The 21,970-nt window shown below is 61.7% G+C and carries 17 protein-coding genes and 1 pseudogene; 7 read left to right on the top strand and 11 right to left on the bottom strand.

What is annotated here, in order from left to right; translation table 11 throughout:
- Positions 1-221 precede the first annotated feature (221 nt).
- Positions 222-1,169 carry an ABC transporter substrate-binding protein gene (locus GVL12_RS22500; RefSeq protein WP_159917800.1) on the bottom strand — a complete coding sequence of 316 codons (948 nt, stop codon included), beginning with the start codon at positions 1,167-1,169 and terminating at the stop codon, positions 222-224.
- A gap of 577 nt (positions 1,170-1,746) precedes the next feature.
- Between GVL12_RS22500 and GVL12_RS22510 the strand changes: the two genes are divergently transcribed.
- Positions 1,747-2,646 (top strand): DMT family transporter, encoded by a 900-nt coding sequence (locus tag GVL12_RS22510; protein ID WP_159917802.1) that lies wholly within the window; start codon positions 1,747-1,749, stop codon positions 2,644-2,646.
- On the opposite strand, the gene GVL12_RS22515 is transcribed toward GVL12_RS22510, so the two are convergent.
- The 8 genes from GVL12_RS22515 to GVL12_RS22550 all read right to left on the bottom strand — a co-directional run bounded on the left by GVL12_RS22515 (position 2,638) and on the right by GVL12_RS22550 (position 9,973).
- Entirely contained in the window at positions 2,638-3,375 is a 738-nt protein-coding gene (locus GVL12_RS22515; protein WP_159917803.1) for a uracil-DNA glycosylase, read from the bottom strand. The two genes, GVL12_RS22510 and GVL12_RS22515, sit on opposite strands and share 9 nt — an antisense overlap.
- 14 nt (positions 3,376-3,389) lie before the next feature.
- Positions 3,390-4,190 (bottom strand): indole-3-glycerol phosphate synthase TrpC, encoded by an 801-nt coding sequence (trpC, locus tag GVL12_RS22520; RefSeq protein WP_159917804.1) that lies wholly within the window; start codon positions 4,188-4,190, stop codon positions 3,390-3,392.
- Positions 4,191-4,218: 28 nt separating this feature from the next.
- Positions 4,219-5,265 carry an anthranilate phosphoribosyltransferase gene (trpD, locus tag GVL12_RS22525; protein WP_159917805.1) on the bottom strand — a complete coding sequence of 349 codons (1,047 nt, stop codon included), beginning with the start codon at positions 5,263-5,265 and terminating at the stop codon, positions 4,219-4,221.
- Positions 5,266-5,273: 8 nt separating this feature from the next.
- The gene (locus tag GVL12_RS22530; protein ID WP_159917806.1) at positions 5,274-5,858 is read right to left on the bottom strand and encodes an aminodeoxychorismate/anthranilate synthase component II; all 585 of its coding nucleotides are present in this window, start codon (positions 5,856-5,858) and stop codon (positions 5,274-5,276) included.
- A gap of 4 nt (positions 5,859-5,862) precedes the next feature.
- Positions 5,863-6,204: a chorismate mutase gene (locus GVL12_RS22535; RefSeq protein ID WP_159917807.1), complete on the bottom strand. Its 342-nt coding sequence runs from the start codon at positions 6,202-6,204 to the stop codon at positions 5,863-5,865.
- The gene (gene trpE, locus GVL12_RS22540) at positions 6,201-7,700 is read right to left on the bottom strand and encodes an anthranilate synthase component I (RefSeq protein ID WP_159917808.1); all 1,500 of its coding nucleotides are present in this window, start codon (positions 7,698-7,700) and stop codon (positions 6,201-6,203) included. Before trpE ends, GVL12_RS22535 begins: the two co-directional genes overlap by 4 nt.
- A 232-nt stretch (positions 7,701-7,932) precedes the next feature.
- Positions 7,933-8,634: a phosphoglycolate phosphatase gene (locus tag GVL12_RS22545; protein ID WP_159917809.1), complete on the bottom strand. Its 702-nt coding sequence runs from the start codon at positions 8,632-8,634 to the stop codon at positions 7,933-7,935.
- Between the two features lie 658 nt (positions 8,635-9,292).
- Positions 9,293-9,973, bottom strand: a complete 681-nt coding sequence (locus tag GVL12_RS22550; RefSeq protein WP_159917810.1) for a hypothetical protein — start codon at positions 9,971-9,973, stop codon at positions 9,293-9,295.
- 262 nt (positions 9,974-10,235) lie between these two features.
- Between GVL12_RS22550 and GVL12_RS22555 the strand changes: the two are divergent.
- The 3 genes and pseudogenes from GVL12_RS22555 (at position 10,236) to GVL12_RS22565 (ending at position 12,754) form a co-directional block, all read left to right on the top strand.
- Positions 10,236-10,735 (top strand): annotated as a pseudogene (locus GVL12_RS22555) (tyrosine-type recombinase/integrase).
- A gap of 279 nt (positions 10,736-11,014) precedes the next feature.
- Positions 11,015-11,539 carry a hypothetical protein gene (locus tag GVL12_RS22560; RefSeq protein WP_159917811.1) on the top strand — a complete coding sequence of 175 codons (525 nt, stop codon included), beginning with the start codon at positions 11,015-11,017 and terminating at the stop codon, positions 11,537-11,539.
- Between the two features lie 384 nt (positions 11,540-11,923).
- Complete coding sequence (locus GVL12_RS22565; RefSeq protein ID WP_159917812.1) at positions 11,924-12,754, top strand: DUF2971 domain-containing protein; 831 nt, start codon at positions 11,924-11,926, stop codon at positions 12,752-12,754.
- A 246-nt stretch (positions 12,755-13,000) separates the two neighbouring features.
- Here GVL12_RS22565 and GVL12_RS22570 read toward each other — a convergent pair whose 3' ends face one another.
- Positions 13,001-13,960, bottom strand: coding sequence for an IS5 family transposase (locus GVL12_RS22570; protein ID WP_159917813.1), 960 nt, complete (start codon positions 13,958-13,960; stop codon positions 13,001-13,003).
- Positions 13,961-14,493: 533 nt separating this feature from the next.
- Here GVL12_RS22570 and GVL12_RS22575 point away from each other — a divergent pair.
- Positions 14,494-18,216 carry a DEAD/DEAH box helicase gene (locus GVL12_RS22575; protein WP_159917814.1) on the top strand — a complete coding sequence of 1,241 codons (3,723 nt, stop codon included), beginning with the start codon at positions 14,494-14,496 and terminating at the stop codon, positions 18,214-18,216.
- Between the two features lie 612 nt (positions 18,217-18,828).
- Here the strand turns inward: GVL12_RS22575 and rpe are convergent.
- Complete coding sequence (gene rpe, locus GVL12_RS22580; RefSeq protein WP_159917815.1) at positions 18,829-19,515, bottom strand: ribulose-phosphate 3-epimerase; 687 nt, start codon at positions 19,513-19,515, stop codon at positions 18,829-18,831.
- Between the two features lie 29 nt (positions 19,516-19,544).
- Here rpe and apaG point away from each other — a divergent pair, with 29 nt between their 5' ends.
- Together apaG and GVL12_RS22590 are read left to right on the top strand one after the other, a co-directional pair.
- Positions 19,545-19,952: a Co2+/Mg2+ efflux protein ApaG gene (gene apaG / locus GVL12_RS22585; RefSeq protein ID WP_159917816.1), complete on the top strand. Its 408-nt coding sequence runs from the start codon at positions 19,545-19,547 to the stop codon at positions 19,950-19,952.
- A complete protein-coding gene (locus tag GVL12_RS22590; RefSeq protein ID WP_159917817.1) occupies positions 19,953-21,914 on the top strand; it encodes a site-specific recombinase in 1,962 nt (653 codons plus the stop codon).
- The last annotated feature ends 56 nt before the right edge of the window (positions 21,915-21,970 follow it).

Raw genomic sequence — 21,970 nt, forward strand, 5'->3', positions numbered from 1 at the left:
ATTTACGCTCCACGCTTCCTCCCCACGTTCGGTCGCCCTCACGCAGTTGCGCTTCACTTTGCTCACTGTGACCAGCTCGCAGCGGGACTTGCACCCGCAGGTGTGCGCCCATGCTGGGCACACATGCAAAAAGGGCCACCAGGGCCCCGGACCACGCCGCGAAAAAGGAGCCCGGCACGGTAGCGCCCAGCGCGGCGGCGCCCGGCGCGGCGGCGCCCCGTTTAACCGCGGGCAAAGGCATCCGAGAGCTGCTGGATGTTGGTTTTCAAGGCGCCGGGACCAGCGTTGGACAACAGATACCAGGTCGAAGCGTTGAGGTAGACGACCTGCTTGTTGCGCCAGGCCTTGGTCGCCTGCACGAGCTTGTTGTCGAGCAGCTTGTGCGCGGCATCGCCTTCGCGGCCGATCGCGGCATCGCGGTCGAGCACGAACAACCATTCGGGATTGGCCTTGAGCAGGTATTCGAAGGACACGGCCTGGCCATGCTTGGAGACGTCGATCTTCTGCGGCAGCGCCGGCATGCCGAACACGGTGTAGAGCATGTCGAAGCGCGAGCCAGGACCGTAGACACTGAGCTTGCCGCCGCTGGTCATCAGGAACAGGCCCGGGCCCTGCCGGGCGGCCTTGGTGCGCAGCGCGGCAACCGCCTTGTCGACGGACTGGATCTCGGCTTCGCCTTTTTCGGCCAGGCCGTACACCGCCGCGATCGCGCGGATGTTGCGGTACACCTCTTCGAGCTGCCTCTGGTTGTCCAGCGTCACGTCGAGCACCGGCGCGAACTTCCTGAGCGCATCGAGCTTGGGCAGGGAGCGGTTGCCGGCAATGATCAGATCGGGCTTGAGCGCCTTGATCTTTTCATAGTCGGGCTCGAACAGGCTGCCGATGTGCGGGTACCTGGCGCTGTCGGAATAGGCTTCGAGCAGCGGCGGCAGCTTCTGGTTGGGAATGCCTTGCACATTGCCGCCCAGGGCCTGGATGATGTCCAGCGCCGACAGGTCGAGCACCAGCACGGTCCGGGGTTTGAAAGGCAGGCGCACTTCGCCCGAGCCATCCTTGACGGTGACCGTCTGCGCGGCCCAGCCCGTGGCCGCGCCACCGGCCATGCTCAACACCACACCCCATTGCCCCAGGCGGCCCATCGCCTCGCGGCGCGTCACGGAAAACGTCATATCCCCTATCCTTCCTCACAATGCCGGCGAAAAAAAGCCCCCACGCTTGCCTCACTGCGTGTGGCTGCGCTGCCCCCCGAGGGGGCACTTTTGTCTTGGGGCGGCCCGGCGACAAAAAAAAGCCCCCACGCTTGCCTCACTGCGTGTGGCTGCCTGGGGGGCAAAGCCCCCCATCGTTTTTGTCTTGGGGCGGCCCGGCGACAAAAAAAGCCCCCACGCTTGCCTCACTGCGTGTGGCTGCGCTGCCCTCCGAGAGGGCGTTTTTTTGTCTTGGGGCGGCCCGGCGACAAAAAACATCCGCTGCAGACGCGTTCGACCGGCTGGCCGTCAGCCTCCAATTTGCGAACAATTATCATTTCCAATCCTACCAGAACCCCAGGGTTAATCCGTATACGCATGGTTTTTCCACGGTTGCCGGCATGGCTGCTGCGCCATGAGCGACACGCCACGGGTGCGCTGGGGTAAACGCGCCTGTGACAGGGCCTAGAATGATTTGCTTGCGGCGCGCATCCGGCCTCGCAGCCAATTCCAGGCCGCGATCGCGGCAGATTCATTCAAAAAAGAGAGGGTGGGCGCGATGTCCTCCTGGTTTGCGGGACTGTCCCTGCCCGTGCGCTCGGCGCTGACCGGCATAGCCCTCACGGTATGCGCCTGCGCGCTGTTCGCGCTGCTCGACAGCGCGACCAAGTTCAGCGGCCAGGCCCTGCCCATGCTGCTCGTGGTCTGGCTGCGTTATCTGGCCCAGGCGCTGGTGACCACGGCGCTGGTGCTGCCGCGTTACGGCTGGTCGATATTGCGCACCCAGCACCCGCGCTTTCAGCTCAGCCGCTCGGCCTTCGGCCTGCTGACCACCTGCGTGGCGTTCTTCTGCATCCAGAGCATGCCGCTGGGCAACTTCACCGCGATCTGGGCCGCGAGCCCGCTGCTGATCGTCGTCGCCTCGGCCTGGCTGTTCAAGGAGCGCATCAGCGCCGCACGCCTGGTGCTGCTGCTGATCGGCCTGGCCTGCGTGATCCTGATCGTGCGCCCCGAAAGCACCGACCAGCCGCTGGGCTGGCGCAGCCTGCTGCCGATGGCGCTGCTGCTGTGCGGCACGGGCTACCAGTTGCTGGGCAGCCGCCTCGCGCGCCTCGATGAACCCGCGACCACCCAGCTCTACACCACCTGGCTGCCGCTGCTGCTCACGGCTCCGCTGCTGCCCTGGTTCTGGCAAAGCGTGGACCGCTGGCAGCTCTGGGCTGCGGTGCTGGTCATGGGCGCGTGCAGCGGCATCGGCCATCTGCTGCTTCTGCAGGCCTACCGCGTCGCGACCCCGGCGACGATCTCGCCGTTTCTCTACAGCCAGATCGGTTTCGCCATGGCCATGGGCTGGCTGTTCTTTGGCCAGGTGCCGGATCAGTTGTCGCTGCTGGGCATGGCCGGTGTCGTTTTGTGCGGCATGACCAGCATCTGGCTCAGCCTGAGAGAGTCACGCTGACTGGCTGCGCGCCTCGCGAAACGCGCGCGCCCGGCCGAAGTGGCCGTTGCCGATGAAGGGCACGGGCGGACGCAGCGCCGACAGCGGCGAAGGGTGGTTGCTGGTCAGCACCAGGTGACCGCGGTCCGCGGGAATCCAGGCCTGCTTGGACTGCGCGTGGCTGCCCCAGAGCATGAACACCACGGGATGCGGGCCTTCGGCCACATGGCGGATGACGGCATCGGTCAGGGCTTCCCAGCCGCGCCTGCTGTGGCTCGCGGCCTGGCCCTCTTCGACCGTGAGGCAGGTGTTGAGCAGCAGCACGCCATGCGTCGCCCATTTGACGAGGCTGCCACCGGGCGCGGGAAAGGCCGGCATGGGCGTGCCCAGGTCGCGCTGCATTTCCTTGAAGATATTGCGCAGCGACGGCGGCAGCCGCACGCCGGGCGCGACCGAGAACGCCAGGCCTTCTGCCTGGCCGCGGCCGTGGTACGGGTCCTGGCCCAGAATGACCACGCGCACCGCTTCGGGCGGCGTGAGTTCGAGCGCGCGCAGCGGCTGGGGCGGGAAGATCACCGCGCCCGCAGCTAGCCGCGCCTGCAGGAACGCCAGCAGCTGCTGGCCGCCTGGACTCGCGAAAAAATCATCGACCAGCGGCTGCCAGCCCGGCGCCACGGGCCAGTCGGCAGGGTTGGCGCTTTGCAACTGGGTCGCGGCGTCGGGGGCAAGAGTGTCGATAGCGTGCTGCATGTCGCCCCGCGATTTCAGGAGAAGAGCTTGGCCAGCGCCAGGCCCGGATCATCGGCGCGCATGAACGCCTCGCCGACCAGGAAGGCGTTGACGCCCGCGTCGCGCAGCGTCTTCACGTCGGCGGGCGTCAGAATGCCCGATTCGGTGACCAGCAGCTTGTCGGCCGGCACCTGCTTTTGCAGCTCCAGCGTGGTCTGCAGGCTCACTTCGAAGGTGCGCAGGTTGCGGTTGTTGATGCCCAGCAGCGCGGTCTTGAGGCGCAGCGCGCGCTCGAGTTCGGCCGCGTCGTGCACCTCGACCAGCACGGCCATGTCGAGGCTGCGCGCCACGGCTTCCATTTCGGCCATCATGCCGTCTTCAAGGCAGGCGGCGATCAGCAGCACGCAGTCGGCGCCCATCGCGCGCGATTCGTAGACCTGGTAGGGATCGATCAGGAAATCCTTGCGCAGCACCGGCAGCAGGCAGCTCGCACGCGCCTGCTTGAGGTAGTCGACGCTGCCCTGGAAAAACTGCTTGTCGGTCAGAACCGACAGGCAGGCCGCGCTCACCTTGCCATCGCCGTCGGCATAGCTCTGGGCGATGTCGGCGGGAATGAAGTCGGCACGGATCACGCCCTTGGACGGGCTGGCCTTCTTGACTTCGGCGATCACCGCCGCCTGGCCCTTGGCGATCTTCGCGCGCAGCGCGCCTTCGAAGTCACGCGTGAGCACGCGGCTTTCGGCATCGCGGCGCATTTCGGCCAGCGGCATTCTTTTCTGGGCAGCGGCGAGTTCTTCGCGCTTGACCGCCACGATCTTGTTGAGGATGTCGGACATGGGAAGCTTTCGGTAATCGGGGAAGAATTCAAACGGCGCGCGGGCGCGACAGCGCCTGCGATTTGGCAACCAGTTGCTGCAGCTTGGCGAGCGCCGCGCCGCTGTCGATCACCTGCCGGGCGCGCAGCAGCCCGTCGGCGATGCTGGGCGCTACATTCGCCGCGTACAGCGCCGCGCCCGCATTGAGGCACACGATGTCGCGCGCCGGGCCTTTCGCGCCCTTGAGCACGTCGCGCAGCATGGCCATGGACTCTTCGGGGTTCTCCACGCGCAGCGCGCGCGTGCTGGCCATCTGCAGGCCGAAGTCTTCGGGATGGATCTCGTACTCGTGCACCGCGCCGTCCTTGAGCTCGCCCACCAGCGTGCTCGCGCCCAGGCTGATTTCATCGAGCCCGTCACGGCCATAGACCACCAGCGCGTGCTCGGCGCCCAGGCGCTGCAGCGCGCGCACCTGGATGCCCACCAGGTCTTCATGGAACACGCCCATGAGGATGTTGGGCGCGCTGGCCGGGTTGGTCAGCGGCCCCAGGATGTTGAACAGCGTGCGCACGCCCAGCTCCTTGCGCACCGCGGCCACGTTCTTCATTGCCGGGTGGTGGTTGGGCGCGAACATGAAGCCTATGCCGACCTCGGCGATGCACTCGGCGATGGCCTCGGACGACAGGTTCAGGTTCACGCCCAGCGCTTCCATCGCATCGGCGCTGCCGCTCTTGCTCGAGACGCTGCGCCCGCCATGCTTGCTCACCTTGCCGCCGGCCGCGGCGATCACGAACATAGAGCAGGTCGAGATGTTGAAGGTATTGGCGCCGTCGCCGCCGGTGCCGACGATGTCGACCAGATGGGTGGTGTCGGCAACCGGCACGCGCAGCGAGAATTCGCGCATCACCTGCGCGGCGGCCGTGATTTCGCCAATGGTTTCCTTCTTCACGCGCAGGCCGGTGAGGATGGCGGCGGTCATCACCGGCGACATTTCGCCGCCCATGATCATGCGCATCAGGTGCAGCATTTCGTCATGGAAGATTTCGCGGTGTTCGATGGTGCGCTGCAGCGCAGCCTGGGGAGTGATCTGTTGCATGCCGGGTCTCAGGCCTTTTGTTCCAGGAAGTTGCGCAGCATGGCGTGGCCATGCTCGGTCAGTATGCTTTCGGGGTGGAATTGCACGCCCTGGATGGCGAGCGCGCGGTGGCGCACGCCCTGGATCTCGCCGTCTTCGCTGGTCGCGGTGATTTCCAGCACCTCGGGCAGGCTCACGCGCTCGATGACCAGCGAGTGGTAGCGGTTGACGGTGAACTGCCGGGGCAGGTCGGCGAACACGCCCGACTGCGTGGTGGTGATCACGCTGGTCTTGCCATGCATCTGCTGCTGGGCGCGGATGATGCGCCCGCCGAACGCCGCGCCAATGCTCTGGTGGCCCAGGCACACGCCCAGGATCGGCAGTTGGCCGGCGAAGTGCTGGATGGCCGCGACCGAAATGCCGGCTTCTGCCGGCGAGCACGGGCCGGGCGAGACCACGAGCCGCTCGGTGCCTTCGGCCTGCATGCGCGCGGCCAGTTCCTCGAGCGTGATCTCGTCGTTGCGCACCACGCTGACTTCGGCGCCGAGTTCGCCGAAATACTGGACGATGTTGTAGGTGAAGCTGTCGTAGTTGTCGATCATCAGGAGTTTCATCGCGTCACTCCTTGTCGGCATTCGGGGCCAGGCCCTGGTCGCGCAGGCGCGCCAGTTCCTGGTGTTCGTAGGCGATGAACAGCTCCATCATCGCGCGGTAGAGCTGCTCGAACAGCTCGGGGCTGCCGCCTTCCAGCGCGGCCTGGGCGCGCACGCGCTCGACGATGGCCTCGATGCGCGCTTCATCGCGCACCAGTTGCGGGTCGTTCTTCACGCGCGCCGCCTGGGTCATGAAGCCGCTGCGCTGCACCAGCAACGGCACGAGGATGTCATCGAGGGCGTTCACGCCTGCGCGCACCTCGTTCATGGTCGTGCAGTGGGGCACTTTGTCGATTGCGCGGCTCATTCCAGTCCTTCCTCTACCAGTTCCGCGGCGCGCAGCAGCGCCCGCGCCTTGTGTTCCGTTTCGCGCCATTCCATCTCGGGCACCGAGTCGGCAACGACGCCGGCCGCGGCCTGCACATAGAGCACGCCGTCCTTGATCACGCCGGTGCGAATCGCGATCGCCACGTCCATGTCGCCCGCGAAGCTCAGATAGCCGCAGGCGCCGCCGTAGATGCCGCGCTTGACGGGCTCGAGCTGGTCGATGATTTCCATCGCATGCACCTTGGGCGCGCCCGTCAGCGTGCCCGCGGGGAAGGTCGCCTTGAGCACGTCCATGCTGGTCATGCCGTCATTGAGCAGGCCTTCGACGTTGCTGACGATGTGCATCACATGGCTGTAGCGCTCGACAGCGAAGGCTTCGGTGACTTTCACGCTGCCGGTGCGCGCGATGCGGCCGATGTCGTTGCGCGCCAGGTCGATCAGCATCACGTGCTCGGCGCGTTCCTTGGGGTCGTTGATCAGATCGATCTCGGTGGCCTTGTCGGCCTCGGGCGTGGCGCCGCGCGGGCGCGTGCCGGCCAGCGGGCGGATGGTGACCTTCTGGCCCTCGGGCGTCTTTTCCTGGCGCACCAGGATTTCCGGGCTGGCCCCGACCACATGGAAGTCACCGAAGTGGTAGTAGTACATGTAGGGGCTGGGGTTGAGCGAGCGCAGCGCGCGGTACAGGCTCAGCGGGCTTTGCGTGTAGCGCTTGTGGATGCGCTGGCCGACCTGGACCTGCATGAAGTCGCCCGCGGCGATCATTTCCTTGGCCTGCTCGACGGCGGCGATGTAGTCGGCCTTGGCAAAGCTGCGCTGCGCCGGGTGGCTCTCGCTGGCCTTGAGCTGGGGCGCGCTGACCGAATAGCGCAGCTGCTCCTTGAGCGCGCGCAGGCGTTTCTTGCCGCGCGAATAGGCTTCGGGCTGGGACGGATCGGCGTAGACGATCAGGTACAGCTTGCCCGAGAGGTTGTCGATGACTGCGACTTCCTCGCATTGCAGCAGCAGGATGTCGGGGCAGCCCAGGTCGTCGGGCGGGCACGACTTCTCGAGCTTCTTCTCGACGTAGCGCACCGCGTCATAGCCGAAATAGCCGGCCAGGCCGCCGCAAAAGCGCGGCATGCCCGGCGTCAGCGCGACCTTGAAGCGCTGCTGGTAGGCGGCGATGAAGTCCAGCGGATTGCCCAGGTGGGTTTCGACCACCTGGCCGTCGGTCACGACTTCGGTGCAGGCATCGGCGCCGAAGCCGCTGGCGCGCAGCAGGCTGCGCGCGGGCAGGCCTATGAAGCTGTAGCGGCCGAAACGCTCGCCGCCGACGACGGATTCCAGCAGAAAGCTGTACTTGCCATCGCCCTGGGCATGGGCCAGCTTGAGGTACAGCGACAGCGGGGTTTCGAGGTCGGCAAAGGCCTCGACCATCAGGGGAATGCGGTTGAAGCCTTGCGCGGACAGGCTTTTGAATTCGAGTTCTGTGATCACAGAAAAGAGCTCCCAGCTCAGGGCGGCAGGCGGTTTCTACGCGTGCCGCAGTTCAATCTAACGGCCCGTCTAGGGCCACGGGTGCACGCTGGGACGTGCCCCAGGTGCCATCAGGCGTTCAAGTGCGTAGGCTTGCGCCAGGGCCAGGCTCCCCGGTCTTTGAGACCTGCAATGGACGTGCGGTGAATGAACATGGGCCAAAGTGTAGCAAACCCGCGCCGGTGCCGGGCCTTCAGACGCTCAACAGCGTGGGAACGACCGTCAATTCCTGCAGGCTGTCGATGCAGGCGTCGGCATCGACATCGCGCACCGGCTCGCCATGGTTGTAGCCGTAGCTGACCAGCACCACCGGGCAGCCCGCGGCGCGCGCGGCCCGGGCGTCATTGCTCGAGTCGCCGATCATCAGCGTGTGCGCGGGCGCGCTGCCCAGCGCTTCGCAGGTCTTGAGCAGCGGCAGCGGGTCGGGCTTCTTGCGCTCGAACGAGTCGCCGCCAAACACCTGCTCGAACAGGCCGTCCAAGCCCTTGGCCGCCAGCAGCGGCTGGGCAAACGACAGCGGCTTGTTGGTCAGGCAGGCCAGGCGCAGGCCCTGGGCGCGCAAGGCTTGCAGGCCTTCGCGCACGCCGTCGTAGACCTGGGCGTACTGGCCGTTGATCGCCAGGTAATGGTGCTGGTAACGCTCCCAGGCCTGGGGGTACAGCGCCTCGATATCGGCCACATTGACATGGGCCAAAACGCTGCGAATCAGGTGCTCAGAGCCCTTGCCCACCATGGTCTCGATGGACGCGGCGGCAATCGCCGGCAGCTGGAGGTCGGCGAGCATGCCATTGAGCGCGGCGCTGAAGTCGCCCAGCGTGTCGACCATGGTGCCATCCAGGTCCACGATGGCGGCGTCGAAATCAAAGTGGGACAACGGAATAGAGATGGAAACCATGAAATAGAGTTCGCAAACCCAAAAGGAGGTATGTTAGCTCCTCAGGAATAAGGTTGCGAAATCGCGCTTCTCCCCCGGAACCTGATGAATGCACAAAACACATCTACAGGGACGGACGCTAGCCTTCTTTACCAGCATTTCACAATGAGATGATGGGCATGCTTGCTCTGACTATCAGAAGCAATCGATGACTGCTATGCAGCAATTGCGCTGCTCGTTGCCGATGGTCACCGCGCCATGCCGGCCATCCGAGCATCGACTTCAGCGACGCGGCCCAATGGCGGGTTTCGTGTGTTCAGCGGACAGCGACTATCAAGTGCAGGCAGATAGGTCGCCCGATGTCCGCTGCCATGTCGCGCGAGCGAGTGCTTTCGACCCGTTGTAGTCGTTTGCCGGCCATCGCGTCCTAGGTCTGCCTTGCAGCGGTTGCTGCCGGTCAAGGCAATATTTCCACTTCGCGGGCACACCTGCTGAGCAGTCATCTGCGCTTCAACGCTGGAAATATCCCAACGGCAGGTTTTAGGCTAGCTGCAGACATTGACGGCAACTTAAGGCCCGAGGAGTCCGAGCGTCCGGTGTCGCTGTTCGCGAACAGGTGCTTCCGACCCTAAGCGGAAATTCGTAACTCGGAAAAGCGGACGTTCACCGGTCTGAGATGTTAGGTGCCGCTGCCTGCGACTTTGTAAGGCTTGGGAGTAAGCTTGCCATCAGCGACATCTTTCGCGAATTGCTCCGCAATTTGCAGCGCTTTTTCCTCTAGTTGGCGACCCATGTTCGCTATGTACTCTGCATGCCCCTCAAGTTTCGTCTGCTCTTTGAGAAGATTGGAAATTGGCATGAGCCCGTACTGAACCTTCGCATCATCGTATTCCTCAATCATGACCGCTCCCTGCGGTAGTTTTTGCTTGCCCAAGCTAGCCGTAAAGAAGATAAATGAGTCATGACTAGGAATTCTGCGACCTGCCCAGTGTGCGAACATGTGCCGTATGTGACGATGCTGCACGAAGATCTCAGCAGCTTTGCGAATCCCCTCAGCAAGCTCAAGATTCCAAACACAGCTATCAGCGCAAGCAACAAGATGATCTAGCGCATCCTTGTCGTTGAGTTTCAGTGCAAATGTTGTTGCCGTTCCACTCCTGATATGAGTAAGACAATTGATCACGCGCCGCGCTTCAAGATCAGCAACGCAATAAGTCTGAACAAATTTTCCGATCAGTGCGTAGTCGTCACCTGAAAGTGGATGCGTGCCGTTCATAAGGTGACCAAGAGACATCCTTGCCGCCAGTAAATCGGCTGGAATCTCCGGTGCAGCATCACGGGGCAATCTGTGGCTTCTCATGACTCCTCCCAAGCACCTAAAAGTTATTCAGAAGCAAAAAAATCTTATTCTGAATCATACGGACAGCTTCAATGTCCCCTATGGGTAGCACGTCACGTAGACAGCGGCTATTGGCCGGGAGGGTGAATTCGTGGCTGCACCATGAAGCCGACAGTCAACAGTTTCGGCTGCTCATCGCGAGCCGTGGAACAAGGGCAAGATCGTCGGGCAGAAGGCGTCGTTCAAGCTCAAGGAAATCTGGGCACTTCGCGTGAGGCTCCAGATGGAGGGCCGGGTGCGCGAACTTGCTCTCTTCAACTTGGGCATCGATAGCAAGCTGCGGGGATGCGACCTCGTCTCCCTTAAGGTTCGGGACGTATGCCACGGGGGCCAGATGGCGACGCACGCATGTCGTCATGCAGCACAAGACTCAGCGTTCAGTGCAGTTCGAAATCACGCAGGCTGCTCGTGAAGCCTTGCAGACCTGGATCAAGCAGGTTCAGCTGAAGCCAGAGGACTTTCTGTTTCCAAGCCGGCTACACGACTCACCGCATCTGGGGACTCGGCAGTATGCCCGGATCGGTCGACGAGTTGGGCCTGGGCCGTATGGAGTATGGTACGCACTCGATACGCAGGACGAAAGCGACACTGATCTACCGCCGCACCAAGAACCTGCGCGCTGTGCAGTTGCTACTCGGCCACTCCAAGCTGCAGTCGACAGTGAGGTACCTGGGCATTGAGGTCGACGACGCCCTCGAGATATCTGAACAGACGGAGATCTGAGACTGCAACTGGCGGCCACCACGGTAACTACGGCCGGGCGGCCGCCTTCAACGGCTGCAATACGGCGCTGAGCCCAACTGGCACTCTCGGCCAGAAGCAGTCCTTCGGTCATTAACAGTCAGTATCCACCAAAGACTGAGATCAAAATTTTTAGGCTTCTCTAAACGCGACAACAGCTAATTTGCCTGTAGAGCTGCAAACACATACAGTACTAGGCGAACTAAGCATGCCTGTTGCGTTCCTTCTAAATCTAGTTAAGCCACTTACAGGAGCGTACGAATGAGAACCAAGACTAGTCCGGTCGGGCAGTTCATCATCGATGAACTCGGGGACACCGACGAAGCATACGAATACGTATATGGCCTCATGCCGCTGATTGGGGAAGTGGTCATTTGGTTCAATACTTTGGAATCGGACCTCGACCACCTCCTCTGCAACTTCATATCAGACCGTACTGACCAGAAGGGCCTTCTCGTTGTAGCAAACATGATGTACGCGACGAAGCTTGATTTGTTTGATCGCTTCGCTACCGACTTTCTACGGTCTGCAGTCAATGAGCCCGTCTGGCTTTCCAAACTCATTTCCGACTTGCGAGAATGCGGCACACTGCGCAACAAAGTCGTTCATGCAAACTGGATGTATACGAACTCCGAGGGCTACACGCAAGTCAAAATCAAAGTGGGTAAGCGTGGCCTCGAACACGAGCTGACACAGTTCACAGCAGAAGCACTTCAGCTCATCATTCAAAAAATCCAATCAACTCGCGAACAACTGGACTACCTCAACATGGAGTTTCTTCCGTGAAATACCGTGGCCTAACCGGTTGGTCAAGCCGACACCCACAAGCTTCGTTTGTAGGTACCATCCGAGCTTCGCACTCCGGCGCGGCTTACCGCGAGCGTTAGCCAGTCTATTAGCCCTACTCATTTCAGCCCATGAATGTTCAAGCGTTATTTACGCTTGCAAGCGTTGTTTCGCTCGGTGTTTGGCGTTCGCTTGGGCTTCGCCTGCGTGGGGTGCGCCAGTTTCAAGCCTTTTTGGCCTCGAGCCGTTGCTTCACTACTACAGGTAGCTCTGATTTTTGCAATCAGTGGCCGGTGCAGTCACTTTTGTTTTTTGCTGGGTCTAACTCGGCGCTCAAGCTGACCCGCCTTCGGCGGTCGGCTTAGATTTTTCGTTAGAAATCTTATGAACACGCTGTACCACTATACCGACCTTAATGCCTTCTTAAGCATTATTCAAAACAAAAAGCTATGGCTAACTGGAGCGTACAACCTTAATGATCACCGAGAAGTTACATGGGCTCTAGAAAAAATTGGAACCTGTCTATCGCGGTTCGCTACAAGTCACTGCCAAGAGAAAGCAAACGAGATTTCGCAGCTAATCCAGGCTAGTTGTGGCGTCCCATATATTTGCTCACTATCGACAGAATCAGACAGATTAAGTCAATGGCGTGCATATGGCCAAAATGGTGCAGGAATAGCCATCGGAATCAATAGATCAGCCCTCCCAAGTAGCGAACGATTACCGTATATGACTGCCTCGCGAAAACAAAGTGTATCGCTACAACGCGTCGTCTATGACAACGGAGAGCAAGAGCAATTAATTGATCAGGTTCTAGCGCCGATATTTGATCTTCCTAAAATTGACGAAGAGGCACATTTCCAGATGTCAATGGCGGCCTCAAAATTATCTGGACTTTCCACAATATTTAAGAATCGAGCATTTAGCGAGGAGAGTGAATGGCGAATTATTCATAGCCCCATGATCATGGGGCGCCATGACGACAACGCATCATTGATAAGAATGAGTATTTCCGAAGCGAAATTTAGGGTGGCCGGTCAAAAGATAGTTACGTATTTCGAGTTCGACTTCTTTGATAAAGCTCACAGCGAAATATTTGCAGAAGTCATGTTAGGTCCTAGGTGTGAGGTTTCAAACTATGACTTGTCAATACTTCTCACACAGCACGGTTTAGAGAAAATACGCATACGACGTTCTGAAGCATCTTATCGTTGAACCATATTTCTAACTATGCGTTCAACGCGGACGCCAACAGCTGCCATGGCTTCGCCATTTTCATGACAGCTATTGGTTCGCTTCACTTTTCGTGCTGCGCCGCCCGTTAAGGAAGCTCTGCTTTAAGCACTTTGCGATGTGCTAATGCCGACCATGCGAGTCGTTTTGCCAGTTCAGTCAGCTCGACGGCCGGTTTCCCGTCACTTTCAGCTGACCCACAGGCCTTTTGGCAAACTGCAGGCGCACTCATGCCTGCACCACCATCAATTTGTGCCGCACCATCCACAGATTGGACAGTGCAAACAGCGTGTGCAACTGCGCAGTGTTCTTCTTCAACCCGCGGTAGCGCACCTTGACGTGCCCGAACTGGCGCTTGATCACTCGGAACGGATGCTCGACCTTGGCCCGGATGCCGGCCTTGAGTTTCTCGACCTTGTTGATCAAGGCATCGATCACGTTGTCCTTGTCCAGCGCCCGGCGTTTGCCCGGGTGCATGGCGATGTTCCAGCGCACGCCGTCTTGTGCATCCGGCCGCTTGGCTGCACCCTGGTAACCGGCGTCGCCCCAGGCTTCAATTTCTTCACCGTGCAGCAGGCTGTTGGCTTCGACCACGTCGTTGACGCTGCCTGTAGTGCCGCGCACCGTATGCACCAGGCCCGAATCGGCATCCACCCCAATGTGGGCCTTCATGCCGAAATACCATTGGTTCCCTTTTTTGCTCTGCTTCATCTCAGGGTCGCGTTCGCCCGACGCATTCTTTGTCGAGCTGGGGGCCGCAATCAGCGTGGCGTCCACCACGGTGCCAGCGCGCAGCAGCAGCCCCTTGGCGCCCAGCAGTTCGTTGACCAGAGCCAGAATCTGCGGGGCCAGCTTGTTGTCCTCCAGCAGCCGACGGAACCGAAGAATCGTCGTCTCGTCGGGCACGGCGGTGTCCCAGTTCAGCCCTGCAAACTCCCGGAACAGTGGCATGTCGTGCAACGCTTCTTCCATCGCCGGGTCGCTCAGCGTGAACCATTGCTGCATGAAGTGCACGCGCAGCATGGTCTCCACGGCAAACGGCGGTCGTCCGCGCCTGCCCTCCGGCGCGTAGGGCGTGATCAGCGCGACCAACGCCGCCCACGGCACAACTCGCTCCATCTCGCCAAGAAACTCCCGCTTGCGCGTACGCTTCGTCGTCAGGTTCAGACCCAGGTCGGCTTGTTTCATGACTGGAATTTTCTCAGAGCATCGGCTTCGGCTGAGCACATCGGGGCGGGATTTATGCAGACCTTCCTTAACTTTTCAGTTAGTAATTTGGCTGTCTGCTTTGGGTCGGCAGCGCCAGTTGATCGGCCGTTGGAGCTGCCGTTTAACCCAGGGGCACCTGAGCCTTTGGTCGGCGGAGGCAAGACCCATCCTGAAGGGCCGGTCACGGGGGTGCAGCAGTCATTCGACTGCGAATCTGTCCAACGACCGGTGTCCGCGATAGCGGTCGATGCGCTGCCGACGTTGGATGACGGCTCCCAGCCTGAAACAGTCGCCAGTGGGAGCGCCTCCAAGGACTGCTTCTGGCCGACACCGGTCACTGGCCGACTCGCGCGTCGAGCGGCAACGTAGGGCCTGGCTGCTGTAATTAGCGCGCAAGCATGTGATAGGGTCAGGCTTTGTCCGAGTGGCTGGTGGCCGCAATCGCGCGTCAGGCTGACAAAAGACAGTGCAAATGTTGCATATGCACTGATATGCATCACAGGAGAAAAGCCTTGGCTTCCAAACCCGGCAGCGTCAACCCACGTTCAATTCAAACATTGGATCACTTGATTGCGTCTGCGACGGGAAAGACGACGGGTGGCGTCGTCAGTTTTACGGTGCCAGTGGCGGATCGCGCGAAGGTTGCGCAAGAGTACAAGAAGGCCATGGTCGCGTTGGATGGCCACGAATTTTGGGTTGAGGGCGCCGAGGAGTCATATCGATCCGACAGGGGGCTCTGGACGCCACAGCGCCGAGCCGTTGCCTTGGCTCACGCGTACCTGGCCTCACGAAAACACGCTGCAACGGATGCACCTCGCGAGGCGGCGCTCATCAAGATGCCCACGGGCACTGGCAAGACGGGCGTCATCGCGACGCTCGCCTGCGTGTCGCCCCTGGTCAAGAAGGTGCTGATCCTGACCCCTCGTGCTGGACTCGTGCATCAGATGAAGCAGGACTTGAGCTTCCGTTTCTGGAGTCGCTCGGTCCACGGGGTCTATCACGGGTGCAAACTGCACGAGAAACTGACTGACACAGAGATCAGCGATCTCAGCGCAGCGGTCAAGGCCGGCAAGGTGACACCGGTTCGCGTCCTGGCCGCGGAAGAGTACTCAAAGATCTGGAAGGAGCGGACCCAGGACCGACAGATTCTGGTGTCGACGTTCAACGCGCTGCACTTGGTCATGGGTATCGCCTCGCCGCCCCACCGGTCAATGTATGGCAAGGAGATCCGCCCGGTCGCCAGCAGCCTGAATGGGCTTGAACCGGGGAAAACGGCCGATGAGTGCCTCGCAGCGTTCCAGGATCTTCTGAAATCCGTCGATTTAGTGATCGTCGACGAGGGGCATCACGAGCCGGCGTATTCGTGGGCGCAGGCTGTTCGCGCCATCGGCAAGCCCACGATCATTTTCTCGGCCACCCCGTATCGCAACGACTACAAGTACTTCGAGATCGACGGCAACTTCGTGTTCAACCTGCCATGGCAGGAGGCCGTGGATCAGAAGCTCATCCGCGACGTGCAGTTCGCAGCGCCGGTGGCATCGAGCTCAGCAAAATCGTCAAGCGGCTCAGGTCGTCGCAGTAGTGCCGCCAAGCCAACGGGCTACACCCCGCAGAGCTTCGTCGACGAGTTTGCAGCGACGCTCAAGCTGCTTCCCGCAGGTAAGAAGGTGATCGTCCACGCGGGCACGTTCGCAGCACTCAAGACGCTGCAGCGCGTCTTCTTCAACAAGGGCAAGGGCGAGGCCGCCTTACTGATTCACGACGCCTACCAGGGCGTCGCCGAGCTTGAGTGCAAGGACTTGGATGGCCTTTCAGCTCGCCACAAGAAGCAACTCAAGGAGCTCAGATTCAATCAGGTTCGGCAGACGGAAGCAAATCCGGATGCCTCAGGCGTCCGCATTTGGCTGCACCAGTACAAGCTGATGGAGGGGATCGACGACAGCAGCTTCATCGAGATCTGGCTCTACGACGGCCTTGGAAACGCCCGGCAGGTTGTGCAGCAGATCGGGCGCGCCATCCGGCGCCCGGACCTGAAGGATCCCACCGGACAAATCGCAATCATCCGCGGCAGCTCGAAGAAACTGGACCGATACGAAGGTTCTCCAACCGTGGCCGAGCAGACCGCGCGTCGCTGGAAGGAGTACCTCGAGTACGAAGAGTATGCGGCGCAGCGATCTGATGTGGCCTTCATCGCAGAGACCCAGCTGGTTGCCTCAGTCAAGCGCACGGCGCCGGCGGTCCAATACATCGCTGGCGAGTTCAAGGGTGGGCACCTGCTTGATCAGAACCCGACAATGGAGGCCTTCGTCCTCCCTCGGCGAGCGGTGGTGTGTCGCGTCGAGGGAGTTGACGCGCATGATCCCATAGCCATTCCCGACAAGGTTCTGGAGCAGCTTCAGGCTGCAAGCTGCGAAGCCATGCAGCTAGAAGAGCGATTCGACATTGCGGTGGTGTCGGCACCGGCCGGTGAAATCTATAAGGACGTCCGCCTGATCCGCTACCTTGCCTGGGGCAACTCGCCATACCTGGCAAGTCACCACATTCCAGAGTGGCGACTGGGCGTCATGGCCATCGTCCGGTCGGGCCGCTACATCTTCCTGCTCGACACCGAGAGCATCTGCATCGACTACGACCGGCTGAAGCTGCTCAGCCCGGATCCCGTCGAATTGAAGCGGTTGTTTGCGCGGACTGCCACTGGCGCTGCTGCACCAGCCAATGCCACACGTATTGTCGAGACGGTGGCCAGCGGTTTGGACACGAGCGAACTGGGCCTTCGATCTATCAGCATCCGCAAGCATGCGCTCGACGACGCCTATTTCGATCTCGCCGAGGCCAGCCAGATCCCGACGTCAGTGCGCGGCTTTGGACAACTTGGACCCAAGTCAGCGCGCCGCCGGCTGTCGCTGTCTCGCTCCAGCGTCGCTGACGCGACCAACAAGCCGCTGCCTGTGAAGGACTACGTGGAGTGGGCACGGATCGTCGGGACCACAATGGCCGATGGCGGGGTGAAGCCTCACGGTTTCTTTGACCGGTTCGCGAATGAGGTGGCCGCCCTTGACGAGACGAAGGGCGCTCCCAAGTCCATCCTGCTAGATGTCTGGGAACTGCTGGACACAGCCACCGAGACGCGGGACGAGCGTGCTTGGGATCTGGATGCCGCCCGGGAAGTATTGAAGTGGGACACCTGCTGTGAGATAACAGACCGCCGAACCAGCTCGACCGCACCGGCGAGGTATGCCTTCGATTTCGGTCCTCACGAGGTCGAGATCAAGTACATCTACAAAGCGGCCATTCCGTCTACGGGTCGCTATGCACTTTCCTGTCCCGCGCTCAACGAGGCGCTCAGTGACCCCAGTGTGCTGACGGGCGGTACGGAGACCGATGCCGACAACACCGCCTTCGGCCGACTGCAGTCGGTTTCCCTGACACGGCTTATCAACCAGGAGCAGTCGTTCCGGGTGGTCACCTCCGAAGATCGAGTCGTCTATTCGAAATCCCACTTCTATCGGCCGCACATCGACGATGCCCTGATGTCGATCCTAGAGCCCTGCCAGGCTGTCAAGCTGGTCCTGAGCGAAAAGGGGGACACACGGATCACGAGCGTGGCCGACTGGGATACAAAGACGCTGTTTGGACTCGTGTACGGCTGGATCAACTCGACGACCGCGCATACTTTGGAGCTTGCGAAGGATCTTCAGGGTTGCGGCTTGGTCATTTGCGATGACCGGAACGACGAGACGGCCGACTTCTACGGGATCAATGATGTCGCGAGACGCGTCATCATGATCCACGGCAAGGCGGCCGACGGAACTGCCGGTGTGTCTGCTAGGAAGCTGCAGGACGTCACGCGTCAAGCCTTGGCAAGCCTAGCGTTCGCGGGCTCCAGCCGTCGCGACTTCCCGTTCTCGTCCAAGTGGAAGTCCGATTGGACGGTCGTTCTTAAAGATGCCAAAAAGGCGGCGATATCGAAGACACGATTCCTGTCTAAGGTCGTCAAACCAGCAATCCCACCGACGCCAAAGGAAGCGCACGGTCTGCTTTTGAAGGCACTCGCCGACCCGGCGTACAAGAAGGAGATCGTGATGTTCACCGGCGGCCTCTTGAGTCAAAAGGCGGCGCTGGCGACCCTGAAGAGCTCCGATCAGCGAGAGCTTCAGTTTCTCTACTTCCTGGCGGCGGTGCGATCGACGTTTGATCGAGCAGGCGTGCGGTTCCGGATCGTTTGCAACGAATAGCAGTTCCAAACGCCGCTCAGCGCGCGCCAACCGAGCGCTGCGATGCCTGTATGGTCACGAAGAATGGTCAAAACCTGCGCACCGTGTCGGCTGCGGCGGACTACGACGGGAACAATTTCCGCTTCACCAGCGGCGTGATCCAGCAGTTGCACGCTTCGTAAGGTGCGCGCATGAACGGTGTTGAAGAACCAACGCGGTATACAGATACGCCCCGCGTGGAAGGATCGCACCAGCCCTGCTCACATCCGTTTGCAACTCTATTTCCATTGCGTGTCACGCAACACGTCGGAAATCCCAGTTTTTGCAACTTTTGCTGGTTTAGCTACCGAACCGAAACAATCGCCTGAGTAGCAAACAGACTGCTTAGGTTTTCCAACTTTATTCCGTTGGACCACAAAGGAGCGAAGGGCGGGATGGGGCAGAAGCATGGTGGAAAGCAAAGTGACGCATGACTATCGCCAGCCCAGGGCGCCGCCTGCGAGACTGGCGTGCCCCAGCATTGGGGCAGCGAGGAAGGGCCGCCCCGCACCGAGGCTGCCGTCCCTGGCCGGGCGCCCCCCTCCACCGAAGGTTGAGAGGGGGAAGCGAGGGCGGCCCATGCCGCGAAGTCGCTCAGGGGGTGCTTAATTTTTCTCGCATGCCGTCGATGACGCTGCGGTAGTCGGGCTTGCCGAAGATCGCGCTGCCGGCAACAAAGGTATCGGCACCGGCGTCGGCGACGCGGCGGATGTTCTCGCCCTTGATGCCGCCGTCGACTTCAAGGCGGATGTCCTTGCCCGAAGCCTCGATGCGCCGGCGCGCGTCCTCGATCTTGCGGAAGGTGCTGTCGATGAAGCTCTGGCCGCCGAAACCGGGGTTGACGCTCATCAGCAGGATCAGGTCGATGTCGTCGATCATCCAGTCGAGCACGTCCAGCGACGCGGCCGGGTTGAACACCAGGCCGGCCTTGCAGCCGTGCGACTTGATGGCCTGCACGCTGCGGTGCACATGGGTGGACGCATCGGGGTGGAAGCTGATGTAGTCGGCGCCGGCCTGGGCGAAGGCCTGGGCCAGTGCATCGACGGGCTGCACCATCAGGTGCACGTCGATGGGCACGGCCACGCCTTCGGCGGTCTTGGCGTGGGGCTTCAAAGCCTCACAGATCATGGGGCCGAAAGTCAGGTTGGGCACGTAATGGTTGTCCATCACGTCGAAGTGGATCCAGTCGGCTCCAGCAGCAATGACGCTGCGGACTTCTTCACCGAGGCGGGAGAAGTCGGCGGACAGAATCGAGGGGGCGATGCGGAAGGTGCTGCTCATCCGTCAATTGTCGCAGTTACTATTGCACCATGCCGACCAACGACTTTCAGATCGAGGTACAGCCCGAATACCTGCCAGAGCAATCTGCGCCGGAAGCCGGCGTGTTCCGCTTTGTCTACACCATCACCATCACCAACGCGGGCCGCACGCCCGCGCAGTTGATTGCGCGCCACTGGATCATCAGCGACAGCAACGGGCATACCGAGGAGGTCAAGGGCCTGGGCGTGATCGGCCACCAGCCGCTGCTGCAGCCCGGCGAAGCCTTCCAGTACAGCAGCGGCTGCGAGCTGCGCACGCCCAGCGGCACCATGCACGGCAGCTACCTGTGCGTGACCGACGAGGGCGAGACCTTCACCGCTGCGATCCGCCTGTTCATGCTCGAAGCCTTCGATTCCGGCACCGACCCGCGCCCCCTGAGTGACCGCATATTGCACTGAATGAAGCGAACCGCTTACGACCTGCCCCTGCTCCTGCTCGAACTCGACCCGCAGGCCGACCTCGCCCACCGCCATCTGTGGCTGATCCATCTGCTGGCCTGGGTGCGCGCGCCCGCGCCTTCGATCGAGCTGGCCGTCGACCGCGTGCGTCAGTTCGTCGATGCGCTCGAAGCCGACCCCGCGGCGCGCGCGCGCATGCAGGCCTGGTGGGAGCGGTTCATAGAAACCGTCGACCTCACCACGCTGCTGGCCGACTTCGGCTTCGCCCCGCGCACCGCGCTGGCCAGCGAAATGAGCGAGCGCCTGCGCTACAAGCTGCTGCCCGCGAGCCCCGAGACCATCGATGCTTCCGAGCTGTTCATGCTCGCGCTGCCCGACGAGTTCGACGCGCGCTGGCTCAATGCGCTCGACGGCGAGCTGCTCGCGCGCCTGCGGGTGCTGGTTTCATCTAAGCAGGATGGCCCTTCGTACTGGCAGCGCACGCTGCTCAGCGCCATCACCTATTGCGCCGGCCAGATCCTGTCGACCGGCTTTGCGCCCGAGCTGCGCCTGCGCATGAGCGACAGCGCGCGCAATGCCCAGCCATTCCACGCGCTGATCCATGACGTCGAGAACCTGCGCGTGGAAGTGATGCTCGCGCTGCGCACGCCCGACCGCCTGCTGGCTGCGGAGCAGCGCCTGCGCGAGCGGCTAGACGCCTGCCGCGCGGCCACGGCCACCGTGTACTCGCATTTCGAGTCCGAAGGCATTTCCGTCGGCCTGGTGTTCCGGCTGCGCCAGTTGCGCGAGCGCATCGTGCGCGTGCGCCGGCTGCTCGACTGCCTGACATCCGAGCGGCCGGTCGCCGAAGCCGCGCCGCTGCTCGCCCACCTGGTCGGCGTGGCGCGCGAGCGGCGCAGCCTGCGCGCGCTGTTCTCGGCCAATTCCTCGCTGCTCGCGGCCAAGGTGGTCGAGCGCAGCGCCGAAACCGGCGAGCACTACATCACGCGCAACGCCGCCGAATACCGCGCCATGGTCGGCAAGGCCGCGGGCGGCGGCATGGTGATGGCCTTCACCACCTTGATGAAGTTTGCGCTCGCCTCGCTGGCGCTGTCGGCGTTCTGGGGCGGCCTGCTCGCGGGCATGAATTACGCGCTGAGCTTCGTGCTGATCCAGATGCTGATGTTCACCGTGGCCACGAAACAGCCCGCGATGACCGCGCCGGCGATGGCCGCCAAGCTCAAGGAACTGCCGGACCAGAAGTCCGTCGAGGACTTCGTCAGCGAAGTCGCGAATCTCGCGCGCTCGCAGGTCGCGGCCATCCTGGGCAATGTGCTGGTCGTGCTGCCGGGCGCGCTAGGCCTTTCCTGGCTGTTCCTGCAGGCGTTTGGCCACCCGCCGCTGGACAGGCCGCATGCCGACCAGGTGCTCGATTCGCTGAGCCTGCTCGGCCCCTCGGTGCTGTTCGCGGCGGTCACCGGCGTGCTGCTGTTCACCAGCAGCCTGGTCGCGGGCTGGGCGGAGAACTGGTTCGTGCTGCGGCGCATGGATTCGGCGATACGCTACAACCCGCGCATCTCCGATTTCCTGGGCGCCGCGCGCGCCGACCGCTGGGCCCACTTCCTGCGCAAGAACATTTCGGGCTTTGCGGCCAATATCTCGCTGGGCATGATGCTCGGCCTGGTGCCGGCGTTCGCCGGCTTTTTCGGCCTCGGGCTCGAAGTGCGCCACATCACGCTGTCGGCCGGCCAGATCGGCGTGGCCAGCACCACGCTGGGCATGGAGGTGCTGCACAACAGCGCCTTCTGGTGGGCCATGGCCATGCTGCCGTTCAACGGCGCGCTGAATGTGATCGTCAGCTTCCTGCTGGCATTCCGCCTCGCGCTCAGAGCGCACAACGTCAGCGGTGTGGACCGCGAGCGCATTTACCGCGCGATCCGCGCGCGCCTGCGCAACGCACCGCTGAGTTTCTTCAAACCTTGAAGACGCACTTGTCCTGCATTGTTTTCAAACAGGCAAGGATAAAGTCCCCCGGCAGC

The organism is Pantoea sp. 18069, assembly GCF_902706035.1.
GTDB lineage: Bacteria > Pseudomonadota > Gammaproteobacteria > Burkholderiales > Burkholderiaceae_C > Comamonas.